The sequence below is a fragment of the Nocardioides sp. YIM B13467 genome (assembly GCF_042788075.1).
GTDB lineage: Bacteria > Actinomycetota > Actinomycetes > Propionibacteriales > Nocardioidaceae > Nocardioides.
In genome coordinates this window covers 1,708,793-1,732,504 of record NZ_JBHZPJ010000046.1, presented here as the reverse complement: position 1 = coordinate 1,732,504, position 23,712 = coordinate 1,708,793, and the positions used below count along the sequence as shown (strand labels likewise).

The following is a 23,712-nucleotide window of genomic DNA, read 5'->3' as shown; positions in this document are numbered from 1 at the left end:
GCGATAGGGAGCGGGAGCCTCTCATGCCGGTGCACTACCCATTTTCTGCCGTCCTCGGCTGCCAGGCGGACGACCTCGACGACATGGGCCTCGCGCTCGTGCTCACCACCATCTCCCCGGAGATCGGCGGGGTGCTGGTCCGTGGCGAGAAGGGGACCGCGAAGTCGACAGCCGTACGCGGCCTGGCGGCCGTGCTGCCCTCGATCTCGGTCTACGCCGGGGATCGGTTCTCGATCGACCCGGACGACCCGTCCGCGGAGTCGCCTGACGGTCCCTTCGGGTCCGCCGCCGTTGTGGAGAGCCGGCCGGTGCGGCTGGTCGAGCTCCCGGTCGGTGCCACCGAGGACCGGGTCGTCGGCTCGCTCCACCTGGAGAGCGCGCTGTCGCGCGGTGCGGTCGAGTTCGAGCCGGGACTGCTCGCCCGGGCACACCGCGGCCTGCTCTACGTCGACGAGGTCAACCTGCTCCACGACCACCTCGTCGACCTGCTGCTGGACGCGGCGGCGATGGGGCGGGTCAGCGTCGAGCGCGACGGCGTCTCGGTCGAGCACGCCGCCCGGTTCGTGCTGATCGGGACCATGAACCCCGAGGAGGGCGAGCTGCGCCCGCAGCTGCTGGACCGCTTCGGGCTCACCGTCGAGGTCGCCGCCCCCCGGGATCCGGCGCTGCGCGCCGAGGTCGTACGCCGCCGGATGGCCTTCGACCTGGACGCTCCCGCGTTCGTCGAGCGCTACGTGGCCGCCGAGCGCGACGTGACCGCACGGGTCTCCACCGCGCGCGCCCTCGTCGGGAAGGTCCGGCTCACCGCGCCCGGGCTGCTCAAGATCGCCGAGGTCTGCGCGGCGTTCGAGGTCGACGGGCTGCGCGCCGACATCGTCACCGCCCGCACCGCGGTCGCGCACGCGGCCTGGGCCGGGCGCTCCGAGGTCACCCGCGAGGACATCCGCCGCGCCGCCCTGCTGGCTCTCCCGCACCGCCGCCGTCGCAACCCCTTCGACGCTCCCGGGCTCGACGAGGACCTGCTCGACCGCATCCTCGGCGACGAGGAGCTGCCGCCCGAGCCGCCGGAGGGCGGGCCGGAGCACGACGACCCGCAGGACGGACCGAAGGACGGACTCGAGTCCGATCCGGAGGCCGGGCCGGCCGAGAGCTCCCACGGCGACTCCTCGGAGACCGAGCCCGTCGAGACGTCCCAGGAGGAGACCTCCACAACGAACGAGGCCCCGCCCAGCCCGTCCGCGGGGAACACCTCGACCACCGCCGCAGGGGCCGCGTACCGCCCCCGCCTCCTGACCGTGACCGGCCTGGGCACGGGCCGCACCGGCGGCCGGAGCAAGGCGATCGGCAGCAGCGGCCGCCGGATCGGCGCGAGCGTCAGCACCCGTGGCTCGCTCCACCTCGTCGAGACGCTCAAGGCCGCCGCCGGCAAGCAGAGCTCCCGGGACCGCACCTCGGCGAAGGTCGAGCTGAGGATCGAGGACCTCCGCACCGCGGTCCGTGAGGGCCGCGAGGCCAACCTGGTGCTCTTCTGCGTGGACGCCTCCGGGTCGATGGCCGCGCGCAAGCGGATGGCGCAGGTCAAGGCCGCTGTCCTCTCGCTGCTGCTCGACGCCTACCGGCGCCGCGACAAGGTCGGGATGATCACCTTCCGGGGCGAGGGCGCCGAGCTGGTGCTGCCGCCGACCGGGTCGGTCGACCTCGCCGCGGCACGTCTCGACGAGGTGCCCGCCGGAGGGCGTACGCCGCTGGCCGAAGGCCTCCTCGAGGCCGCCCGTGTGCTCCAGCGCGAGCACCTGCGTGACCCGGATCTGCGGCCGCTGCTGGTGGTCGTCACCGACGGTAGGGCGAACTCCAAGACCCACGGCAAGGACGCCGTCCGGCGTTCGCAGCAGGCCGCCGCGTACGTCGCCGGTCTGGGCGTCACCACGGTCGTCATCGACTCCGAGAGCGGGCCGATGCGGCTCGGGCTGGCCCGCCAGTTGGCCGTGCACCTGGGCGCCGAGCACGTGCCGGTCGCCGAGGTGAGCGCCGAGGCGCTGACCTCCGCCGTCCACGGGTTCACCGGATCCACCATGGGAAGGGGCGCTGCCTGATGCCGAAGGGACAGCCGCTGAACGTACCCGACGACGGGCTCACCACCCGCCAGCGTCGCAACCGGCCGCTGGTGATGGTCCACACCGGCCCCGGCAAGGGAAAGTCGACCGCCGCCTTCGGGCTCGCGCTGCGCGGCTGGAACCAGGGCTGGCGGATCGGGGTCTTCCAGTTCGTGAAGTCGGCCAAGTGGCGCATCGGCGAGCAGACCGTGCTCGAGCGCCTCGGGAAGCTGCACGAGGAGACCGGCGAGGGCGGTCCGGTCGACTGGCACAAGATGGGCTCCGGCTGGTCCTGGAGCCGCAAGCAGGGTGACGCCGAGGACCACGCCGCGGACGCCGTCGAGGGCTGGGCCGAGATCAAGCGGTGCCTGGCCGCGGAGACGTACGACCTGCTCGTCCTCGACGAGTTCACCTACCCGATGAAGTGGGGCTGGGTCGACGCCGCCGAGGTCGCCTCCGTCCTCGCCGAGCGGCCGGGCCGCCAGCATGTGGTGATCACCGGCCGCGACGCCGACCCCGCCGTGCTCGAGGTCGCGGACCTGGTCACCGAGATGACCAAGATCAAGCACCCGATGGACGCCGGCCAGAAGGGCCAGCGGGGCATCGAATGGTGACCCTGCCCCGGCTGGTGGTCGCTGCTCCCTCGACCGGCTCGGGGAAGACGACGATCGCCACCGGGCTGATGGCGGCGCTGCGTTCCGCCGGGCATGAGGTCAGCGGTCACAAGATCGGGCCGGACTACATCGACCCGGGCTACCACGCGCTCGCCACCGGGCGTCCGGGACGCAACCTCGACCCGCATCTGGTGGGGGAGTCGCGGGTCGTGCCGCTGCTCCTGCATGGTGCAGCCGGGGCGGACGTGGCCGTCATCGAGGGAGTCATGGGCCTCTACGACGGCCGCCTCGGCACCGACGGCTTCGCCTCCACAGCCCACGTCGCAGCGCTGACCTCCTCGCCGGTCGTCCTGGTCCTCGACGTCGCCCGGATGTCCCGCTCCGCTGCCGCGATCGCCGCCGGGATGGCGGCCTTCGACCCGTCGGTACGCATCGGGGGAGTCGTGCTCAATCGCTGCTCCCCGGGGCGCAACGCCGAGGAGATCCGGCGAGCGCTGGAGCAGGTCGGGCTGCCGGTGCTCGGCATGCTTCCGCGCGACGAGTCGCTCGCCTCCCCGTCGCGTCACCTGGGCCTCGTCCCGGTCGCCGAGCGTGACGAGTCGGTCGCGCTGATCGAGCGGCTGGGGGAGCAGGTTGCCGCTCACCTCGACCTCTCCGTTCTGCTCGACGTCGCCCGCTCGGCTCCGGACCTCGACGATGTCGCCTGGGACCCGGCCAGGGCGCTGGAGACCGATGCCTCGCCCGGCAGGGACCGTCCCGTCGTCGCGGTCGCGGGTGGCCGTGCCTTCACGTTCCGCTACCCCGAGACCGAGGAACTCATGGAGGCGGCAGGCTGCGACGTACGCTCCTTCGACCCGCTCACCGATCCCGTGCTCCCCGAGGGCACGCGTGGGATCTACCTCGGCGGTGGCTTCCCGGAGATGTACGCCGCCGACCTCGCCGCCAACGCGAGCCTCCTCCGCGACCTCCGCGAAGCGGTCGCAGCCGGAGTGCCGACCGTCGCCGAGTGCGCCGGGCTCCTCTATCTGGCCGAGTCCCTCGACGGCGTACCCATGGCCGGCGCCGTCCCCGCGCACGCGGCCATGAGCGAGCGCCTCACCCTGCGATACCCCGTCGCCACCGCCGCCTCGGACTCCCTCCTCACCCGTGCCGGCGAGCAGGTCACCGGCCACGAGTTCCACCGCACCACAACGACCCCCGCCGCGGGTCTCCAGCCCGCATGGTCTGTCGAGACGTCAGTTGCGTCGGCCGAGACGTCAGTTGCGTCGGCCGAGACGTCAGTTCTGGACGACGAAAGTCGAGTTTCGCGCCCCACAAGTGCCAACTCGGCCGACGCACGTGACGCCTCGGCCGACGCACGTGACGCCTCGGCAGGCGGGGGTGACGGTTCGACCCTGACGGGGTTTGCGTCGGAGACGCTGCATGCGTCGTACCTGCATGTGCATTGGGCCGGTCATCCGAAGCTGGCGGCGCGGTTTGCGACGGCGGTTCATGGTGCGTCGCCGCACTTTCCCGCCATGGCGGGGAAGGGCGGCGCGATGAGCGCCGGTTCGGCCGCAGAATCCCGCCATGGCGGGAAAATGCCCGCCACTACGGACGGCCCGCTGACGGATCCGCTGCGGCACCACGGGGACGTCGAGGTCGGGGATGGGCTGCTCGACTTCGCGGTGAACGTCTACCCCGGCGAGCGGCCGGAATGGCTGGACCAGGCGCTCCACGAGTCGCTGGCGTCGGCGGCCTACCCCGACGAGGAGCCGGCGCGGGCAGCGCTGGCCAAGCACCACGGCCGCGAACGTGCTGAGGTGCTCCCGACGGCGGGGGCGGCGGAGGCGTTCACGCTGGTCGCGCGGGCCAGGCCATGGCGGCGGCCGGTCGTCGTCCACCCCCAGTTCACCGAGCCCCACGCGGCGCTCGAGCAGGCCGGACACACCGTCACCGAGGTGCGCCTCCGTGCCGAGGACGGGTTCGCGCTCGACCAGGCGACGGTGCCCGAGGACGCGGACCTGGTCGTCGTCGGCAACCCGACCAACCCGACCGGTGCGCTCCATCCGGCCGAGGCCCTCCGCGCCCTCCTCCGGCCCGGCCGGCTGGTCGTGGTCGACGAGGCGTTCATGGACGCGGTTCCCGGCGAGCCCGAGACCCTCACCGCGGAGCGGACCGAGGGTCTGCTCGTGATTCGGAGCCTGACGAAGCACTGGTCGATCCCCGGCGTACGCGCCGGCTACGTCGTCGGCGACGCCGCCGCGATCAGCGACCTGGAGGCGGTACGTACCCCGTGGTCGGTCTCAGCCACGGCGGCCACCGCGATGCTCGCCTGCGCCACCGAGCGGGCGAGTGCCGAGGCCCGTGAGCGCGCTGAGCGGATCACCGCCTGGCGCGACCATCTCGAGACCGGCCTACGGGACCAGCAGATCGAGTACGTCCCCTCGGCCGCCTCCTTCGTCCTGGCCCGCCCGGGCGCCGGAGTCCGTGAGGCTCTGCGCGAGCAGGGCATCGCCGTACGCCGCGCCGACACCTTCCCCGGGCTCGGCCCGGACTGGGTGCGGATCGCGGTACGCCCCGAGGGCCCGACCGACCAGCTCCTGGCCGCGCTGCGCCAGACCCGGGCAGTCTCGTGAACCCGCGGGCGGTCGGGCTCCTGGCCGGCTTCGCGCTGGACCGCCTGCTCGGGGACCCGCGGCGATTCCACCCGGTCGCCGGTTTCGGGACGGTCGCGATGAAGGCGGAGCGCACTTGGTACGCGGACGACCGGGCCCGAGGCGTCCTCCACACAGCGACGCTGGTCGGCGGAGCGGTCGTCCTGGGCGCCGCCGCGGGGCGACTCGCTCAAGGCCGGATCGGGACGACCCTGGTGACCGCGGCCGCGACCTGGGCGGTCCTGGGCGGCCGCTCACTCGAGCGCGAGGCCCTGGCCGTCCACGAACATCTCGACCGCGCCGACCTCCCGGCGGCGCGACAGCGGCTGACCCACCTCGTCGGCCGCGACACCGAGAAGCTCGACGCCTCCGAGGTCTCCCGGGCTGTGGTCGAGAGCGTCGCCGAGAACACCTCCGACGCCGTGGTCGCACCGCTGGTGTGGGGAGCCGTCGCGGGCGTACCCGGCCTGCTCGGCTACCGTGCCGCCAACACCCTGGACGCGATGGTCGGCCACCACAACGACCGCTACGAGCGCTTCGGCTGGGCCAGTGCCCGCCTCGACGACGTGCTCAACCTGCCCGGCTCGCGCCTCTCCGGCCTGCTCACGCTGGCCGCCGCGCCGTCGCGGGCCGGGCAGGCGTGGGAGGCCTGGCGCCGCGACGCCGCGCGGCACCCGAGCCCGAACGCCGGCGTCGTCGAGGCGTCCTTCGCGGGCGCCCTCGACATCCGCCTCGGCGGCACGAACCGCTACTACGGCAACCGGATCGAGCACCGCGCGGTGATGGGTGACGGCCGCGATGCCGCCCCTGCCGACGTCGTCAGCGCCACCACGCTCGCCCGCAGGGTCGGTATCGGCGCCGCTCTGGTCGCGGCGGCGTACGCCGTCATCACTCAGCGTCCGTGACGGAAGGCCCGTGCCAGGACCGCGGGCGGTGCCTCAGTGATGCCCGGTCCGCCGGCGCGGGTCCACTGAGCCAGTGCGTCGGCCACCCTCGCCGTGCCGACCCGGGCGACCCAGACCGGCCGCGCCCCGCGCTGCCGCCCCTCGGGTGAGGGACCGACCACCACGACGTCGGCTCGCTCGCATGGGCCGAGGCAGTCGGCGACACGTACGGTCGCCGACTCCCCAGCAGCTGCGTTCAACGTCGTGAGCACGGCCGCGTGGTCCACCCCGGGCGACTTCCGCTCCGTCCCACAGCAGCACCCGCGGCAGACCGTCAGCGTCGGCCGCCCGGCCGGCTCGCTCATCCCTCGCAGGCCGCGCAGTCAGGGCCGTTCTCGATGGCACAGACCTCGGCATCGCTCCAGTCGTCCCAGGTCAGGTCGTCGATGGCGTCGGTGGCGGTCGGGGTCTCGTTCATGGTCATGCCTCTCGGTCGAAGGTGGTCAGTTCGAAGTGCGGGTCTGCTTGCTGGCCTGGATGCCGGCCCGCGAGCGCAGGTAGTACAGGCTCTTGATGTTCGGGTCGAGCAGGGCGAGCTTGTGGATCTTGCTGATGTACTGCGGGGTCGCGTCGGCCTGGAAGAACAGGTTGAGCGACTGGGCCTGGTCGATGTAGACCTGCCGGTCCGACGCGCGGGCGAGCAGGATCTCCTGGTCGATCTCGTAGCCGGTCTTGAAGACGTCCTTCTCGTGCTCGTCGAGCCAGTCGACGTGCTGGACCGAGCCGCCGTGGTCGACGATGTCGTCGATGTGTGCCTGGTCGTAGACCCCGCGCTCCTCCATGACCTCGACGAGGTTCTGGTTGGCCCGGGGCATCTCGCCGGCCGAGGTGGTCTGGTTCCAGACGCATGCGACGTACGGCTCGATGCCCTGGCTGGTGCCGCCGACGATCACCGCGGTGCTCATCGTCGGCGCGATGGCCATCAGGTGGGAGTTGCGCCGTCCGACGCACCACTCCGGGATGCCCGCGACCGAGCCCATCCACCGCGACGCGGCGTCGGCGTGCGACGAGATCCGCTCGAAGATGTCCTTGTTGAGCGCCGCCGCCTTGTCCGACTCGAACGGCACCCGCTGCTTCTGCAGGTAGTCGTGGTAGCCCATCACGCCCAGCCCGAGGCTGCGGGCCTTCTCGGTGTAGCGCACCGCCCGCTCCAGGCCGCGGATGGTGCGGGCCTTGCGCAGGAACGCCTCGGCGACCGCGTCGAGGAAGACGGTCGCGACGTACGCCGTGTCCTGGTCCTTCCACTCGTCGTAGGTCGAGAGGTTCAGCGAGGAGAGCACACAGGTGTAGGAGTGGTCCTCGTCGCTGAACAGGGTGATCTCCGAGCACAGGTTGGAGGCCTTGTTGGCCAGCCCGTTGGCGCGGTAGGACTCGGTCTGCGCCGCGTTGACGGTGTCGACCTTCCAGATGTAGCCCTTGCCCAGCACCACCCGGATCTTCAGCACTCGCTGGTAGCGCTCGAGCGCGTCGCGATCCCCGGCGAGCATCCGGTCGATGAACGCCTGGCTGAAGATCCAGCCGACGTTCTTGTTGGCGGGCTCGCGGAAGATCAGATCGGCGAGCTCGTAGAAGTCCGGGTGGTCCACCGGCAGGTAGCCCGCCCAGGAGCCGCGGCGGGTGGCGCCCTGGCTGATCTGGTTGGTCATCTCCACGAAGTTGCAGAAGACCGGGACCACGCCGTTGGCCTTGCCGTTGTCGCTGAACTTCGCGCCGCGGGGCCGGACGTCACCGAGGTACGCCGAGGTCCCGAACCCGTTCTGGGAGAGGATCGCCGCCTCCTTGAGGGTCTCGTAGAAGCCCCAGACCGAGTCCTCGACGTAGGACCCCTCGCACGAGACGGGCAGACCCCGGTCGGTGCCGAGGTTGGACAGCACCGGTGTCGACGGGGAGAGCCACCCGTTCCAGATCGCCTCGAAGAACCGCTCCGTCCAGGAGACGCCGTCCTCGCGGGGGTACATCTCGTCGGCGAGGTCGCCGGCGGTGCTGGCGATGGTCTCGTAGCGCTCCCGGACGCTCTGGTCGGCGACGGTGTACTTGGCCTTGAACATGGCGTAGCCCGCCGTGGTCATGAAGGCGGGCACGATGCCTTCGGCCTGCAGTGCCTTGCGCTCGGCGGAGAGCGCCTCCCAGTTGCTGTTGCTGCCCATTAGAAGCTGAACTCCGTCTCGCCGATGTTGCGGTTGTATTCGTTGCCGGTGACCTGGAAGAAGTCGTGGAACTGGGTGCCGTTGATGCCGTTGTAGAACCATTCGGCGATCGGGTTGGCCCCGACGTTGAACAGCGGCTCCATCCGCATGTTCTCCAGGGTCATGTCGATGCGGGACCTCACGAAGGTCTCCAAGTCGGCCTGGTCGATGCCGGCGATCGGCCCGTGGTCGAAGAGCATCTCCACGATCCGGGCCTCGTGGGCGTAGAGGTGCTCGGCGACGCCGCGAACCCTCGCGAAGAGGTCGTCGCGCTCGGCCTCGAACTTGTCGGCCGGGACGGTGGCGGCGTACTCGTCGAGAGTGGTGTTGAACAGCCAGGCGCCTCCGGTGGCGTGCAGGTTCTCGTCGCGGGCGGAGAAGTTGATGCCGCTGATCACGTTCTGCAGCAGGTTCTTCCCGCCGGACTGGAAGTGCTTGAGGAAGGCGAAGTTGGAGTAGAGGACGCAGTTCTCCATCAGGGTGAAGACGCTCAGCGCGTAGAGCAGGTCCTCGTCGGCGATCGCGTCCCACACGAACTGGATCCGCTCGGCCAGCACCGGGTCGTTCTTGTAGGAGTCGTAGAACTCCTCGGTGTCGATCATCAGCACCTTGTTGAGCTTCGCGTAGAACGGCGCGTGCATGTTCAGCTCGGCGAACGAGAAGGCGTTGGCCATCATCTGGACCTCCGGACGCGGGAACGCGTGGAAGATCCGGTCGCCCCACACCTCGCCGCCGAGGATCAGCTCGTAGATGGTGAACAGCTTCAGCGTCGTCTTGACCGCGGCCTGCTCGGCGTCGGTCATGTTGACCAGGAAGTCCTGCTTGTCGTTCTCGACCGGGATCTCCTCGGCGGTCCAGAAGATGCTCCGCTGCTTCTTGGCCAGGTCCTCGGCCATCGGATAGTCGAAGACGTACGCCGACTTCTCGGTGCGGATCGGTAGACCCTCGGTGTCGATCAAGCCCCATGCCCCCTTGCTCACGCGGGCCCCGCGGCCCGCTGGATGTCTCGTGCATCCGTGCCGGGGCAGGGAGGACGGCGGCGGCGCGCCGGGCGGACCCGGTCACGTGGTGCTCGCTCGATCCCCTGACCTTCCCTCGAGGTCGCGGACCCCACCATGAGGTGGGCACTGGCAGGTCTTCGGACTCGTGGGCGTCTCGTGCTCGGTCCTAGTGGCCGTCGCTTCCCAGGAGCCGGCTTGCTCCCAGTGCTTCGTGACGGCGGTCGTTCCCACTCACCGCTGCGGGGCAGTCCCGGACTCACACCGGGTTCCCTCTTGCCTCTCCCGCCCCGTCGCCGAGGTGGGAGAACCAGCTGCGAGGACCACTATATGCGGGAATTACACCAATGCAACTTCCTAGATCTTGTGTTCCGCCGTGTCGCCGGAAACTTCCCCGACGCCGTACCTGCGGCCCGTGCTAGCCTCTGCGCCGAGTCGAACGCATCCTGATGGATGCCAGGGAACTCCGGTGTGAATCCGGGACTGGCGCGCAGCGGTGAGGGCGACGGTGACGCTAGGCAGCCACTGGGGACCGGGTCCCTGGGAAGGCGGCGTCACCGGGTGAACCCGAGTCCGAAAACCTGTCGGCTCAGATGTACGTCACGGCCCTCGCGACCAGGGTCCCGAGGACCTGAGAGGCCGACCGCCGTGGAAACGCCGTCCCGCGAGACCCTGAGCCCGCGCCGTGGCCGTGACCGGAGACGACGAGTCCCGTTCGTGCCGCTGGTGGCTGGGCTGCTGCTCGCCTCGGCGCTCAGCGCCGTCGCGTCCCTGGCCTTCGGGTCCGAGCGGATACCGATCGGTGAGGTCATCGCGGCGGTCGGCGACCGGCTCCAGGGCGACGCCCCGGGGAAGTGGGACGTGATCGTGTGGGAGCTGCGCGTCCCCAGGGCGCTGATGGCGCTCGCCGTAGGCGCCGGCCTGGCCGTCGCCGGTGCGGGCATGCAGACCCTGGTCCGTAACCCGCTCGCCGACCCGTTCCTCCTCGGGATCAGCTCGGGCGCCTCGGTGGGAGCGACGGCGGCGATCACCACCGGGGCGCTGGGCGGCCTCGGCATCTATGCGGTCTCCGGCGGCGCGCTGCTGGGGGCGGTCGGCTCGGCCATGCTGGTGTGGCTGGTGGCCACCGCGCAGGGCGGGTTGACTCCGATCCGGTTGGTGCTCTCGGGTGTCGTGCTCTCCTCGGGGCTCTCCGCGATCGCCTCGTTCCTGGTCTTCATGAGCGATGATCCGCGCGCGGCGGACTCGGTGATGTTCTGGATGCTCGGCAGTGTCGGTGGCGCCAGCTGGGAGAAGCTGTGGCTGCCCGCGGTCCTCAGTCTCGTCCTGGGCCTCGGAATGCTGGCGCTCCACCGTTGGCTGGACGCGCTGGCCGCCGGCCCCGAGACCGCCGCGGCGCTCGGCGTCGACGTCGCGGCGCTGCGTACGACTCTGTTCGTCGCGCTGGCCGTGCTGGTCGGGGTCCTGGTCGCGGTCAGCGGTGGGATCGGGTTCGTCGGGCTGATCGTGCCGCACGCGGCCCGGCTGCTCGTGGGCGCCCAGCACCGGGTGGTGCTCCCGGTCGCGGCCCTGGGGGGCGGGCTGTTCCTGCTGTGGGTCGACGTGCTCGCCCGGGTGGTGGCCCGCCCCCAGGAGATCCCGCTCGGGGTGGTCACCGGCGTCGTCGGCGCGCCGCTCTTCCTGCTGCTGCTCGGCCGCGGTCAGTACCGGTTCGGCGGTGACAGATGAGCGGGTCGCCGGCCGCGCTGCGGCTGCGCGGGGTCGCCGCCCGGCTGGGCGAGCGCGAGGTGCTCCGCGATGTCGATCTGGACGTGCCGGTGGGCACCCGCCTCGGCATCGTCGGCGTCAACGGCGTGGGCAAGTCGACCCTGCTGCGCATCCTCGCCGGGGTGCTGCGGCCCAGCGCCGGGCGGGCCCATCTCGCCGACGAGACCGGCCGGCTCTACGAGACCGCCCGGCTCGGCTCGCGTGAACGCGCCCGCCGGATGGCGTACGTCCCCCAGGAGGAGGTCGTCTCTGCCGAGCTGCTCGTCGGTGAGATGGTGGCGCTGGGCCGGGTGCCCCGCACCCGGCCCTGGTCCCGAGGCGGTCGGCAGGAGCGCGAGATCGTCCGGGCGGCTCTCGATGCCGTCGGCCTCGCTGACCGCATCGACGACCCGTGCGACCGGCTCTCCGGCGGCGAGCGGCGCCGGGCGGTGATGGCCCGCGGCCTCGCCCAGGAGTGCCCGGTGATGCTCCTGGACGAGCCCACCAACCATCTCGACGTCGCCTGGCAGCTGCGGCTGCTTGAAAGTGTCGCCGACCGGGCCGAGACCCTGGTCGCGACCATCCACGACCTCGATCTGGCGCTTCGCTCCTTCGACCGGCTGGCGGTCCTCGGTCGGCCGCAGGGCAGCGAGCCCGCCGGCGATCCACAGAGTGGCCCGGCGACGGTCGTGGCCTATGGCCCGCCTGCCGAGGTCCTCGACACCATCCGCGTCGAGCACCACTTCGGCGTGGGATCCGTCCAGGTGCCGCATCCAGATCTGGACCAGCCCCATCTACTCATCCATCCTCGGAAGGACCGATCGGCATGACTCAGCTCATCACCAGATCCGTACGCCCCGGCCTCGTCTGTCTCGCCGCGCTCGCGCTCGGCGCCACGATCCTCACGGCCTGCGGGGCGGAGAAGGCGGCCGTCGACGAGGCGGGGGAAGGCGCGATCACCGTCGAGAACTGCGGTGAGGAGCTCACGGTCGACGAGCCGGTGACCGAGCTGTACGCCTACGACGGCGGGATCATCTCCATCGCCCTGGCTGTCGGTGCCCGCGAGGAGCTCGTCGCCGTCACCGGTCTGGCCCGCGACCAGCAGCTGCTCGAGCTCGCCTACCCCGAGGACCGGGTTGACGAGCTCGAGATCGTGGGCGAGGACCACCCGACGTTGGAGACGGTGCTGGCCCTCGACCCGCAGATGATGTTCGCGGGCTGGGGCTACGGGTTCAGCGAGTCGCGCAACCTGGTGCCCGAGATGGTGCAGGAGCGGGGCATCGACACCTACCTGCTCAGTGAGACCTGCCGTCAGGAGGACGGTGACCGCGGCACCATGGAGGCCTGGACGGCGCTGCGTACCGACCTGCTCAACATCGGCGCGCTGACCGGCCACGACGAAACCGCGAAGAAGGTCGTCGCCGACATCGAGGAGCGCCGCAGGGCCCTGGAGAGCGCGGCGAAGCCCGATGAGGCGCCGACCGCGTTCCTCTTCGACTCCGGCACCGACGCGATCTTCACCTCCGGCTCCTTCGGGGGCCCGCAAGCGATCTTCGACACCGCCGGGGTGAGGAGTGCGACCGCCGACGTCGAGGACACCTGGACCGAGGTCGGCTGGGAGCGCTTCGCCGCCGCAGAGCCCGACGTCATCTACTTCGTGGACTACCCGGGGCAGTCCTATGAGGAGAAGGTCAAGGTCCTCAAGGCCAACCCTGCCTCCCGCGACCTGCCGGCCGTCAAGGAGAACAGGTTCGTCAACCTGCCCTACGCGATGTGGGTCTCCGGCCCGCTCAACATCGACGCCGCCGAGTGGGTCCGGCGCTCGCTGGAGCACTTCGGGCTCGCACCCGAGTCCGGGATCGAACCGACGCTCGACATCAGCGATCTCACCAACCTCGCCGGCAACGAGTGGCTCCGCTGAGATCCCGCTATAGTGCACGCAACGGACATGAGGAAGCCGGTGGAACTCCGGCACAGTCGCGCTACTGTGACACCGCCTCGCGGCGGTGGAGTCAGACCCGAGTGTCCGTCCAACCCCAACGAACAGGGACGCAGGTATCCCTGAGGAGGACATATGTCGCAGCACGCTGTGGCGCCCGTCGCCGGCGCAGATCTGCCCACCATCCCGCTCCGTGAGCTGGCCCCCTGGGCCCTCTTCTTCGGTCTGCTCGGTCTCCTGGTGCTCTTCTTCATCAGCGCCGACCAGGGCGCCGTCTCGATCCCGTCCGGCACGCTGATCCACGAGTGGGTCCACGACGGTCGCCACCTGCTCGGTTACCCCTGCCACTGATGAGCCCGCGTGCATTTCTCGTACGCGGCCTCCTAGCTGGACTCCTCGCCGGCGTCGTCACCTTCCTGGTGGCGTACGCCGTCGGTGAGCCGCAGGTCGGTGCTGCCATCGCGCTGGAGGAGTCGGCCGGCGCCGACGGGCACTCGCACTCACATGCCGCCGAAGGTGACGAGGGTGACTCGGAGGCCGCCGAGGTCTCCCGCACCAACCAGAGCACCTGGGGGCTGCTGACCGGCACCTTGGCCGTCGGCGTCGCGCTCGGGGGCATCCTCGGGCTGGTCGCCGCTGTCGCTCTCGGGCGGATCGGGCGGCTCACGCCGGGCCAGTCGACGGCGCTCGTCACCCTGATCGGGTTCGTCGCGGTCGCCTTGGTGCCGTTCCTCAAGTACCCGGCGACGCCACCGGCGGTCGGCAGCGGCGACACCATCGGCGTCCGCACCGCGGTCTACTTCGCCTTCCAGGCGCTCTCGGTCGTGGCGGCCGTGGTCGTGACGTACGCCGCGGTGCGGCTGCGTGGACGGTTCGGAACCTATCTCGCCGTGGTCGGCGCGATCGCGGCCTACCTGGTCGTGATGGTCGTCGCCGGGGAGCTCTTCACGACGGTCAACGAGGTCGGGGACTTCCCGGCCGACACGTTGTGGTTCTTCCGGCGGGCCTCGTTGATCACGCTCGCCACGATGTGGGGCGTGCTCGGAGTGGCACTGACCGGCCTGGTGATCAGGTTGCACGCGACGGAGCGCGCCGTCGCGGAGCGAAAGGCTCTTGCCGCGAGCCTGTGAGCAGGCTTCAGCGGGGGAGTCGGTAGGCCTCCACGGGGCGGCCGTCGGCCAGGTGATCACGCACGATCATCCGGGCGGCGGCCGCTTCCACGTTGCCGTACCAGACATCGTCGGGCTGGACGCTGAGCACCGGCGCCTGGTTGCACGGGAACTGGCACCCGGTGTGGGTGATCAGCAGGTCGTCGTCGCCGAGACCGGCCTCCATCGCGCCCAGGATCACCGCTCTCGCGGTCTCCTCCGAGCCCTTCGCGGTGCAGCGCGGGCCGCGGCAGATCAGGACCTGACGTACGTGTTCGGGGACCCGCTCCCAGGCGGGCGAGGTCAGCCCGGGCTCGGTACCGGTGACCGGCCGGGTCTCCGCGAACGCGTCGAGGAGCTCGTCGCGGGTGGTCGCCAGACGGGTCGCGATCTGGATCTCAGGGCGGTCGCTGGGGCGCTCACGCCACCAGTGGGCGGCGATCCGGCGCAGCCAGGAGTGGCCGGGGGCGAGCGGGCCGAGGCTGACGCCGGCCAGCGTGACCGTGGTGGCGCCCTCGTCGGCGAGCCTGGTCAGCTCGGCGGAGAGCGAGGGACCGCCCATCTGCAGGAACGCGAGGCTCGCGCCGAGGTCCCCGGCCCAGTCGAGCAGCTCCCGGCGCCGGTCGACATCGGTCACCGACATCCCGACGACCACCCGGTCGCTCATCCGAGCCCCCGCACCCAGGCCACCGCCTCGGCGACGTCGTCGACCGTACGGACGCCGTCGGCGCCGGCCGGGCGGCGTACGACCACGACGGCCACGCCGAGCTCGGCGGCCGCGGCCATCTTCGGCCAGGTGAAGGTGCCGCCGGAGTCCTTGGTGATGAGTACGTCGGTCCCGTGCTCGCGCATCAGCGCGAGCTCACCCTCGAGGCGGTAGGGCCCGCGGCTGGTCAGCAGCGTCCACGGTTCGGGTAGGTCGATCTCGGGCCGGTCGACCACGCGGGCGAGGACCTGGTGCCCGGCGAGCGCCGGGACGAACCGGGCGAGCTCCTGGCGTCCGACCGTGATGAAGGGACGCTTCCCGAGGTCTGCGGCGAGCGTGGCGGCCTGATCGTGGGTGTCGACATACGCCCAGGACGGGTCCGCCGGCCAGCCCGGCCGCTCCAGCCGGAGCAACGGATGGCCGGTCTGCTGGCAGGCTGCGGCCGCGTTGGCAGACATCCCGCGGGCGAAGGGATGAGTGGCGTCGACGACCGCGTCGAACTGGTCGAGAGCCCCCCTCAGGCCCTCGACCCCGCCGAACCCGCCGATCCGCACCTCGCCCACCGGCAGCCGCGGCCGAGCCACCCGGCCGGCCAGCGAGGAGGTGACGTCCATGCCCTCGTCGACCAGCCGCGCCGCCAGATCCCGCGCCTCCCCGGTCCCGCCCAGGATCAGCAGCCTCATCGCCGAGCCTCGTTGCTGGCCCCGCGGGCGAGGTCGAGCAGTGCGCCGATGTCGAGGTGCTCCTCAACGAGGTCGCCGATGAGGTCCAGGCGGCGCTCGCGGGCGGCCGGGAAGGAGACGGTGGACGGCTCGCGGCCGAGCGTCGCGGCGAGGAACGCGCCGCGCAGCGCGTCGCCCTCCAGGCTGCCGTGCCACATGGTCCCGAAGACGTTGCCGGCACGCGCGCCGCCGAGGAACTCCGAGACCCCGTCGCCGCGGGTGATCCGGCCGTGGTGGATCTCGTAGCCGCTCGCCTCGACCCCGAGCGCCGACCCGGTGGGCAGGCGGAGGTTCTTGGCGGGGGTGAAGTCGGTGCGTACGTCGAGCAGGCCCAGCCCCTCGACCTCGGCGACCGAGCCCTCGACACCGTCGGGATCCGCGATCACGCCGCCGAGCATCTGGAAGCCGCCGCAGATCCCGAGGAGCGGGCGGCCGCGGCGTACGTGCTCGGTCAGCGCCACGTCGAGGCCGCGCGAGCGGAGCCAGGCCAGGTCGCTGATCGTGGACCGGGTGCCGGGCAGGACGACCAGGTCGGCATCGGCGACGTCGGCCGGTGAGGAGGCGAAGACGACGTCGAGGTCCGGCTCCAGCCCGAGCGCGTCGACGTCGGTGAAGTTGGAGATCCGGGGGAGGCGTACGACCGCGACCTTGCGGGTGGCACCTGCCGCCGAACGGCGCCCCTCGAGGTCGAGCGCGTCCTCGGAGTCGAGCCACAGCGACGGCTCCCAGGGGAGCACGCCGAAGACCGGGCGCCGGGTGAGCGACTCCAGCGAGTCGAGTCCGGGCTTGAGCAGCCCGGCGTCGCCACGGAACTTGTTGACCACAAAACCGCTGATCAGAGCCTGGTCCTCGGGCTCGAGGAGCGCCAGGGTGCCGTACATCGCCGCGAACACCCCGCCCCGGTCGATGTCGCCGACGACCACGGTCGGCAGCCCGGCATGCCGGGCCAGCCCCATGTTGACGTAGTCGCCGGCCCGCAGGTTGATCTCGGCCGGGCTCCCTGCGCCCTCGGCGACGATCACCTCGAAACGAGAGGCGAGATCGTCGTACGCCGCGTGGGCGGCGGTCGCCAGATGCCGGCGCCCCGCCTCCCAGTCGTGCGAGGAAACCTCACCGGCGGGATGCCCCATCAGCACCACGTGGCTGCGACGGTCGGAGCCGGGCTTGAGCAGCACCGGGTTCATCGACGGCTCCGGGGTGACCCGCGCCGCCAGCGCCTGCACCCACTGCGCCCGGCCGATCTCGGCGGTCGTCCCGTCGGAGGCCTGGCACACCATCGAGTTGTTGGACATGTTCTGGGCCTTGTAGGGCGCCACCTTGACGCCGCGGCGGGCGAACGCCCGGCACAGCCCGGTCGTCACGACCGACTTGCCCGCGTCCGAGGTGGTACCGGCGACCAGCAGCCCACTCATGCTTTCGGAGCCCGAAGGAGGTAGATGTCCATCACCCAGCCGGACTTCTCACGCAGCCGGGTCCGAGCCTCCTCGATCGCGGGGACGGCCTCGCCGACCGTGCCTGCGACCAGCTCCTCCTCGCGCGTGCCGAGGTTGCCACCCCACCAGATCCGCCAGTCCTCGAGCCCGGGGAGGTCGACGACCCGGTTGAGCATCACCACGAGGTTGTCGTGCCCGGCCTCGACGGCCTCGAGCACCGCGCGGCCGGTGGTGACGTAGAGCGGACGCCCGACGTCATGGAGGACGAGCCGGTGCCGGGCGGCGAGCAGCTGCACCGAGGAGATCCCGGGGATGACGTCGACCTCGACGTCGAGCTGCTCGGAGATCTGGTCGACGACCCGAATCGTGGAGTCGTAGAAGGCGGGGTCGCCCCAGACCAGGAAGCCGACGTCGCCGGGATGCTCGGCCAGCACCGCGAGATATCGCTCGACCCGGGCCCGGTGCCAGTCGGCGACGGCGGTCCGGTACTCCGCGTCGGTCCCGGTGAACTCCTCGCGCCGCTCGCGGGGTGCGTCGGCGACCTTGACCACCCGGGCGGGCTGGTCGAGATGACGGTCGAGCAGCTCCTCGCGGGCCCGCACCAGCGGGTCGGGCATGCCCTGCTTGACCGTGCCCGACTTGTCGGTGACCAGGAAGAAGTCGACCGACCGCATCGCGGCCACGGCCTCGAGCGTGACCTGGTCGGGGTCCCCGGGACCGACCCCGATGATCTTGATCCGACGCGTCACTCTTCCTCCAGGTCACCTTCGATGTCGAGATAGATCTCCTGCATCTGCGCGACGAGCTCGGGGTCGGGAGACTCCCACAGGCCGCGCTCGGCCGCCTCGTGCAGCCGCTCGACGATGCCGCGCAGCGCCCACGGGTTCGAGGATCGCATGAACTCCTGGTTGGTCTCGTCCAGGACGTACTCGCGGGCGAGCTTCTCGTACATCCAGTCCTGCACCACGCCCGCGGTCGCGTCGAAGCCGAAGAGGTAGTCGACGGTCGCGGCCAGCTCGAAGGCGCCCTTGTAGCCGTGGCGCTGCATCGCCGAGATCCAGCGCGGGTTGACCACCCGGGCCCGGAAGACGCGGTTGGTCTCCTCCTGCAGCGTGCGGGTCTTGATGGCGTCGGGGGAGGTGGAGTCGCCGACGTACGCCTTCGGCTCGCTGCCGGTCAGCGCACGGACGGTCGCGACCATGCCGCCGTGGTACTGGAAGTAGTCGTCGGAGTCGGCGATGTCGTGCTCGGCGGAGTCGACGTTCTTGGCGGCGACCTTGATCCGGCGGTAGTTGGCGCGCATGTCGTCGGCCGCCGGGGCACCGTCGAGGTCGCGGCCGTAGGCGAAGCCGCCCCACGCCGCATAGACGTCGGCGAGGTCCTGGTCGGAGCGCCAGTTGCCGGCCTCGATCACCTGCAGGATCCCGGCGCCGTACGAACCGGGCTTGGAGCCGAAGATCCGGGACGTCGCACGGCGCGGGTCGCCGTGATCGGCGAGGTCCTCGAGGGTGTGCGCGCGGACGAAGTTGTCGGTGTCCGGCTCATCGAGGTCGGCCACCATCCGGACCGCGTCGTCGAGCATCGAGACGACGTGCGGGAACGCGTCGCGGAAGAACCCGGAGATGCGTACGGTCACGTCGATCCGGGGCCTGCCCAGCTCTTCGAGCGAGATGACGTCGAGGTGCGTGATCCGGCGGGAGGCCTCGTCCCATTCGGGGCGCACCCCGAGCAGCGCGAGCACCTCGGCGACATCGTCGCCGGACGTACGCATCGCGGACGTGCCCCATACCGAGAGCCCGACCGATGTCGGGTAGTCGCCGGTCTCGTCCAGGTAGCGCTGCAGCAGCGAGTCGGCCATCGCCTGCCCCGTCTGCCACGCCAGCCGCGACGGCACCGCGCGCGGGTCGACGGTGTAGAAGTTGCGCCCGGTGGGAAGTACGTTGACGAGCCCCCGCAGCGGCGAGCCCGACGGCCCTGCGGGGACGAAGCCACCGTCCAGCGCGTGCAGGACCGCGGACAGCTCGTCGGTCGTCCCGTTCAGCCGCGGCACCACCTGCTCGGCGGCGAAGACGAGCACCTGCCGCACGGCGGGGTCGTCGTGGAGCGTCTCGGCGACCGCCGGATCCCAGCCGGCCGCGTCCATCCGCTGCACCAGATCCTTCGCCTGGGTCTCGATCTCGTCGACCGCCCGGGTGTCGGCGCCCTCCTTGAGCCCGAGCGCCGCCCGCAGCCCGGGGACGGCACCTCCGACGCCGCCCCACACCTGGGCCGCACGCAGGATCGAGAGCACCAGGTTGACCCGTGCCTCACCCTCCGGCGCGGCACCCAGGATGTGCAGGCCGTCGCGGATCTGGGCGTCCTTGATCTCGCAGAGCCAGCCGTCGATGTGGAGCATGAAGTCGTCGAAGTCGTCGTCCTCCGGCCGCTCCTCCATGCCGAGGTCGCGGTGGAGCTCGGCGGCCTTCATCAGCTGCCAGATCTCGCCGCGGATGGCGGGCAGCTTGGCCGGGTCCATGGAGGAGATCCGGTCGTACTCCTCCATCAGCCCCTCCAGCCGCGCGATGTCGCCGTAGGACTCTGCCCGCGCCATCGGCGGCACCAGATGGTCGATGATCGTGGCGTGCGCGCGGCGCTTGGCCTGGGCGCCCTCGCCGGGGTCGTTGACCAGGAACGGGTAGATCAGCGGCATGTTGCCGATGGCCGCATCCGGGCCGCAGGAGGCCGAGAGCGCGGCGTTCTTGCCGGGCAGCCACTCCATCGAGCCGTGCTTGCCGAGGTGCACGACGGCATCGGCCCGGAAGCCGTGCTCGAGCCAGCGGTAGGCGCCCAGGTAGTGGTGCGACGGCGGCAGGTCAGGGTCGTGGTAGATCGCGACCGGGTTCTCGCCGAACCCGCGCGGCGGCTGGATCAGGATGACGATGTTGCCGGCCTGGAGCGTGGCCAGGACCAGCTCGTCGTTGTCGTTGACGAAGAGCTTGCCCGGCGTCGGTCCCCAGGTCTCGACCATCTGTTCGCGCAGGTCAGCGGGGAGATCCGCGGTCCACTCGTCGTAGTCGGACTTGGAGATGCGGACGTGGGCGTCGGTGAGCTGGGCGTTGGTCAGCCACTCCTCGTCCTGGCCACCGGCGGCGATCAGGGCGTGGATCAGCGCGTCGCCGGCGGCCGTGTCGTCGAGGCCATCGATGATGCGTACGACCTCGTTGTCCTGCCCCAGGTCATAGCCCTCCTCGCGGAGCCGGCGCAGCATCCGGATCGCGGAGACCGGGGTGTCCAGGCCGACCGCGTTGCCGATCCGGGAGTGCTTGGTGGGGTAGGCGGAGAGCACCAGCGCGAGGCGCTTGTCCGGGTTGGGCGTGTGCCGCAGGCGCGCGTGGTTGACCGCGATCCGGGCGACCCGCGCGGTGCGCTCGGGGTCGGCGACGTAGTGGGGGAGACCCTGCTCGTCGAGCTCCTTGAAGGAGAACGGGGCGGTGATGATCCGCCCGTCGAACTCGGGGATCGCGATCTGGTTGGCCGAGTCGAGCGGCGTGACGCCGTCGTCGGAGGCCTCCCACTCCGCGCGCGAGCTGGTCAGGCACAGTCCCTGGAGCACCGGGATGTCGAGCGCCGCCATCCGCTCCACGTCCCAGGCCTCGTCCTCGCCGCCGGCGCTCGCCGAGGCGGGCACCGAGCCGCCGGCCGCGAGCACGGTCACGATCAGCGCGTCGAGGGTGCCGAGCGCCTCGTAGAGGTCGTCGGGGGCCGAGCGCAGCGAGCCCGCGAAGACGGGTACGCCGGTGGCCGCGCCGGTCGCGTCGATGGCGTCGGCCAGCGCGTGGGCGAACGCGGTGTTCCCGCTGGTCTCGTGGGCGCGGTAGTAGAGCACCCCGATGCGCGGCTTCCCGTCGGTTGAGCCGGGCCGCTCCGCGAAACCCCACGCCGGGACGGTCGCCGGCGGCTCGAACCCGAAACCGGTCAGCAGGACCGTGTCGGAGAGGAACGCGTGCAGCTGGGCGAGGTTCGTCGGCCCGCCCTCAGCGAGATAGCGGTGCGCCTCGGCGGCGACACCCATCGGGACGGTGGAGTGCTCCATCAGCTCGGCGCTCGGCTGCTGCTCGCCGCCGAGGACCACGACCGGGGTGCCACGCTCCTTGACCGCGCTCAGGCCGTCCCAGAGATCGGTGGGCGAGCCGAGGAGCCGGAAGACGACCAGGTCGGCATCGGCCACGACCTGATCGAGGTCGGTCGCCCGCGAGGGGTTCGCCCAGGCGTACTCGGCGCCGCTGGCACGGGCCGAGAGCAGGTCGGTGTCCGAGGTGGACAGTAGGGCGATGCGTACGCGTGCAGAGTCGGCCATGCCGAGTTCCTCCTAGGGGTTCTCGCCCCGTCGATCGGTCGGATAGCCCGCGGCCAGTGTCTGGCTGTGTCCGTGCCCAGATGCTGTACGGACGTCACAGTGGCGGAACCGCCCCGGACTCTCACCGGGTTCCTGCGCCACGAGCGTGCTCGCAGCCTACCCCGCGCGGTGCTCGAGCCAGGTCTCGCGGGTGATCTCGTACTCGACCTCTCCGTCGGCGTGCCCGGCGAGCGGTTCCTCCCAGTCCTGCTGGAAGCTGCGCACGAAGCTCATCCCGACAGAGACCATGGTCGCGCGGGAGGCCTCGTTGACCGCCATCGTCTGCGCGATCACCCGATCGATCCCGAGATCCTCGAACCCGTGGCGGAGCAGCTCGAGGGAGCCTTCCTTCGCGAACCCCTTGCGCCAGTGGCGCTGCGGTAGCCGGTAGCCGAGCTCGGCGGCATCGGTGCGCGGCGGGTTGTCGGGCGGCTCGAACATGTAGAGCCCGACCGCCTCACCGGCCGAGAACCCGATCCACTTGCCCAGCGCCTCCGTCTCCTTCGCCACCCGGATCCACTTGTGCATCCGCTCCTCAGTCTCCTCCGGCCTGAGCGCGCGGGTGAACAGATGGCGGAGCACCACCGGATCCGAGTTGAGGTCGACCAGGAACGGCAGATGCTCCTCGCTCAACGGGACCAGGTCGAGGCGCTCGGTGCGCAGACGGGCTTGCGGCATGGGCCAGACGTTAGCCAGGACGTACGTCGGTGGCACCTGGTTTCCCCGTCGCGGCCAGGTGGCGCAGGGCGCGGTGAGCGGCGTGGTAGCCGCACATGCCGTGGACGCCGGCGCCGGGCGGGGTGGCGGCGGAGCAGAGGAACATCCCGGGGATGCCGGTGTCGTAGCCGGCGAGGGTCGGCCGGACGATGAGCTGGCGAAGGGTGTTGGCGCCGGTGGAGATGTCGCCCCCGACGTAGTTGAGGTTGTACGCCGCGTAGTCGGCCGGTGTGGTGACGTGCGTCGCCACGATCTGGTCGCGGAAGCCGGGGGCGAAGCGCTCGATCTGGGCAAGCACCGCGTCGGTGGCGTCGCCCTCGTAGGCGTGCGGGACGTGTGCGTAGGCCCAGACCGGGTTGAGGTCTCCGGCGGAGCGGGACGGGTCCGCGACGTACTGCTGCCCGAGCAGCACGAAGGGACGCTCGGGCATCCGGCCTGCCGCCATCTCCCCCTCGCTGGCCGCCACGTCCGCGAACGACCCGCCGAGATGGACGGTCCCGGCGCGGCCGACCTCCGGGTCACGCCACGGGATCGGACCGCGGACCGCCAGGTCGAGCTTGTACGCCGCGGGGCCGTGCTGCCACCTCCGCATCGCCCGGCGCGGCCGTTCGGGGAGGGCGGCGCCGGCGATGTCGGCGAAGCCGCCGGGGCTGGTGTCGAACAAGGTGACGTCGGCGTCAGGGAGGTCGGCGAGGTTGCGGACGGTGGTGCCGGTGACGATGTTGCCGCCCAGCTCCTCGAGCCGCTGCGCCATGGCGAGGGTGATCGCGTGGGAGCCGCCCTCCGCGACCGGCCATCCGTAGCGATGTCCGCTGACCACGAGCATGGTGCCCACGGCGGCCGTGCCCGGCCGGTCCAGCGGCTGGAAGGCGTGCGCCGCGCACCCGGCGAAGAGCCCCTTCGCCGCCTCCTCGCGGAACGCCCGCGCGAGCACGGTGGCCGGTGGCGCGGCGCGCATCCCGAAGCCGGCCAGGCGGAACGGATGCCGGGGGAGTCGCACGATCGGACCGAGGACGTGGTCCGAGATCGCGTCCCAGCCGCGTACGACCGGGCCGAACACCTGCTGCCAGCGCTGTCCGTCGGCGCCCAGGCCGGCGGCTGTCGCCTCGATCGAGCGGTGCAGGAGCGCGGCCGCTTCGTCATCGAGCGGATGGGCGAGCTCGATCTCGGGAAAACGCCAGGTCAGTCCGTACTTGTCCAGCTCGAGGCCACGGAGGAACGGTGAGGCCAGGCCGAGCGGATGGATCGCCGAGCAGATGTCGTGGCGCAGCCCGGGCAGGGTCAGCTCGGCGGTGCGCGTGCCACCGCCGACGGTCTCCGCGGCCTCGAGGACCGTCACCCTCACGCCCTGCTGCGCCAGCACGATCGCAGCCGCCAGCCCGTTGGGCCCGGCGCCTACGACGGTCGCGGAATGTGGCTTCATGACCCCGTTCTTACCAGCGGGGACGGTCATCC

The 23,712-nt window shown here is 71.4% G+C and carries 19 protein-coding genes and 4 riboswitches; of the genes, 9 read left to right on the top strand and 10 right to left on the bottom strand.

Annotated elements, in window-relative coordinates; translation table 11 throughout:
• Positions 1 to 23: 23 nt before the first annotated feature.
• From ACFX43_RS15430 to ACFX43_RS15415, 4 genes are read left to right on the top strand one after another with little or no spacing between them, the layout of a single operon-like run.
• Positions 24 to 2,093, top strand: a complete 2,070-nt coding sequence (locus tag ACFX43_RS15430; protein WP_378827430.1) for a VWA domain-containing protein — start codon at positions 24 to 26, stop codon at positions 2,091 to 2,093.
• The gene (gene cobO / locus ACFX43_RS15425; RefSeq protein ID WP_378827420.1) at positions 2,093 to 2,707 is read left to right on the top strand and encodes a cob(I)yrinic acid a,c-diamide adenosyltransferase; all 615 of its coding nucleotides are present in this window, start codon (positions 2,093 to 2,095) and stop codon (positions 2,705 to 2,707) included. The genes ACFX43_RS15430 and cobO overlap by 1 nt, the downstream gene beginning before the upstream one ends.
• On the top strand, positions 2,701 to 5,325 hold the full coding sequence (locus ACFX43_RS15420) for a cobyrinate a,c-diamide synthase (protein WP_378827405.1): 2,625 nt from the start codon (positions 2,701 to 2,703) through the stop codon (positions 5,323 to 5,325). Before cobO ends, ACFX43_RS15420 begins: the two co-directional genes overlap by 7 nt.
• Positions 5,322 to 6,248, top strand: coding sequence for a cobalamin biosynthesis protein (locus ACFX43_RS15415; protein ID WP_378827397.1), 927 nt, complete (start codon positions 5,322 to 5,324; stop codon positions 6,246 to 6,248). The genes ACFX43_RS15420 and ACFX43_RS15415 overlap by 4 nt, the downstream gene beginning before the upstream one ends.
• Here the strand turns inward: ACFX43_RS15415 and ACFX43_RS15410 are convergent.
• The 3 genes from ACFX43_RS15410 to ACFX43_RS15400 form a co-directional block, all read right to left on the bottom strand.
• Entirely contained in the window at positions 6,236 to 6,592 is a 357-nt protein-coding gene (locus ACFX43_RS15410; RefSeq protein ID WP_378827387.1) for a (2Fe-2S) ferredoxin domain-containing protein, read from the bottom strand. The two genes, ACFX43_RS15415 and ACFX43_RS15410, sit on opposite strands and share 13 nt — an antisense overlap.
• Positions 6,593 to 6,730: 138 nt before the next feature.
• On the bottom strand, positions 6,731 to 8,434 hold the full coding sequence (locus tag ACFX43_RS15405; protein WP_378827379.1) for a ribonucleotide reductase N-terminal alpha domain-containing protein: 1,704 nt from the start codon (positions 8,432 to 8,434) through the stop codon (positions 6,731 to 6,733).
• A complete protein-coding gene (locus ACFX43_RS15400) occupies positions 8,434 to 9,453 on the bottom strand; it encodes a ribonucleotide-diphosphate reductase subunit beta (RefSeq protein WP_378827365.1) in 1,020 nt (339 codons plus the stop codon). The genes ACFX43_RS15405 and ACFX43_RS15400 overlap by 1 nt, the downstream gene beginning before the upstream one ends.
• A gap of 131 nt (positions 9,454 to 9,584) precedes the next feature.
• A riboswitch (cobalamin riboswitch) is annotated at positions 9,585 to 9,801 on the bottom strand.
• Between the two features lie 89 nt (positions 9,802 to 9,890).
• Positions 9,891 to 10,075, top strand: a riboswitch (cobalamin riboswitch).
• A gap of 113 nt (positions 10,076 to 10,188) precedes the next feature.
• Here ACFX43_RS15400 and ACFX43_RS15395 point away from each other — a divergent pair.
• The 5 genes from ACFX43_RS15395 to ACFX43_RS15375 all read left to right on the top strand — a co-directional run bounded on the left by ACFX43_RS15395 (position 10,189) and on the right by ACFX43_RS15375 (position 14,286).
• Entirely contained in the window at positions 10,189 to 11,199 is a 1,011-nt protein-coding gene (locus tag ACFX43_RS15395) for a FecCD family ABC transporter permease (protein ID WP_378840913.1), read from the top strand.
• Positions 11,196 to 12,047, top strand: coding sequence for an ABC transporter ATP-binding protein (locus tag ACFX43_RS15390; RefSeq protein WP_378827351.1), 852 nt, complete (start codon positions 11,196 to 11,198; stop codon positions 12,045 to 12,047). Before ACFX43_RS15395 ends, ACFX43_RS15390 begins: the two co-directional genes overlap by 4 nt.
• Positions 12,044 to 13,138: an ABC transporter substrate-binding protein gene (locus tag ACFX43_RS15385; protein ID WP_378827329.1), complete on the top strand. Its 1,095-nt coding sequence runs from the start codon at positions 12,044 to 12,046 to the stop codon at positions 13,136 to 13,138. Before ACFX43_RS15390 ends, ACFX43_RS15385 begins: the two co-directional genes overlap by 4 nt.
• Before the next feature lie 31 nt (positions 13,139 to 13,169).
• Positions 13,170 to 13,235, top strand: a riboswitch (cobalamin riboswitch).
• Positions 13,236 to 13,291: 56 nt separating this feature from the next.
• Complete coding sequence (locus tag ACFX43_RS15380) at positions 13,292 to 13,507, top strand: CbtB-domain containing protein (RefSeq protein WP_160028078.1); 216 nt, start codon at positions 13,292 to 13,294, stop codon at positions 13,505 to 13,507.
• A complete protein-coding gene (locus tag ACFX43_RS15375; protein ID WP_378827277.1) occupies positions 13,507 to 14,286 on the top strand; it encodes a CbtA family protein in 780 nt (259 codons plus the stop codon). The genes ACFX43_RS15380 and ACFX43_RS15375 overlap by 1 nt, the downstream gene beginning before the upstream one ends.
• Before the next feature lie 7 nt (positions 14,287 to 14,293).
• On the opposite strand, the gene ACFX43_RS15370 is transcribed toward ACFX43_RS15375, so the two are convergent.
• The 7 genes from ACFX43_RS15370 to ACFX43_RS15340 form a co-directional block, all read right to left on the bottom strand.
• On the bottom strand, positions 14,294 to 14,971 hold the full coding sequence (locus ACFX43_RS15370) for a ferredoxin (protein WP_378827271.1): 678 nt from the start codon (positions 14,969 to 14,971) through the stop codon (positions 14,294 to 14,296).
• Positions 14,968 to 15,693 (bottom strand): cobalt-precorrin-6A reductase, encoded by a 726-nt coding sequence (locus ACFX43_RS15365; protein WP_378827265.1) that lies wholly within the window; start codon positions 15,691 to 15,693, stop codon positions 14,968 to 14,970. The genes ACFX43_RS15370 and ACFX43_RS15365 overlap by 4 nt, the downstream gene beginning before the upstream one ends.
• Positions 15,690 to 17,144, bottom strand: a complete 1,455-nt coding sequence (locus tag ACFX43_RS15360; RefSeq protein ID WP_378827252.1) for a cobyric acid synthase — start codon at positions 17,142 to 17,144, stop codon at positions 15,690 to 15,692. The genes ACFX43_RS15365 and ACFX43_RS15360 overlap by 4 nt, the downstream gene beginning before the upstream one ends.
• The gene (cobF, locus tag ACFX43_RS15355; RefSeq protein ID WP_378827244.1) at positions 17,141 to 17,914 is read right to left on the bottom strand and encodes a precorrin-6A synthase (deacetylating); all 774 of its coding nucleotides are present in this window, start codon (positions 17,912 to 17,914) and stop codon (positions 17,141 to 17,143) included. The genes ACFX43_RS15360 and cobF overlap by 4 nt, the downstream gene beginning before the upstream one ends.
• Positions 17,911 to 21,501: a cobaltochelatase subunit CobN gene (locus ACFX43_RS15350; protein ID WP_378827232.1), complete on the bottom strand. Its 3,591-nt coding sequence runs from the start codon at positions 21,499 to 21,501 to the stop codon at positions 17,911 to 17,913. The genes cobF and ACFX43_RS15350 overlap by 4 nt, the downstream gene beginning before the upstream one ends.
• Before the next feature lie 33 nt (positions 21,502 to 21,534).
• Positions 21,535 to 21,680: riboswitch (cobalamin riboswitch) on the bottom strand.
• Positions 21,658 to 22,218 (bottom strand): GNAT family N-acetyltransferase, encoded by a 561-nt coding sequence (locus tag ACFX43_RS15345; RefSeq protein ID WP_378827218.1) that lies wholly within the window; start codon positions 22,216 to 22,218, stop codon positions 21,658 to 21,660. Its footprint overlaps the riboswitch before it by 23 nt.
• 10 nt (positions 22,219 to 22,228) lie before the next feature.
• Positions 22,229 to 23,710 carry a phytoene desaturase family protein gene (locus ACFX43_RS15340; RefSeq protein ID WP_378827203.1) on the bottom strand — a complete coding sequence of 494 codons (1,482 nt, stop codon included), beginning with the start codon at positions 23,708 to 23,710 and terminating at the stop codon, positions 22,229 to 22,231.
• Between the last annotated feature and the right edge of the window lie 2 nt (positions 23,711 to 23,712).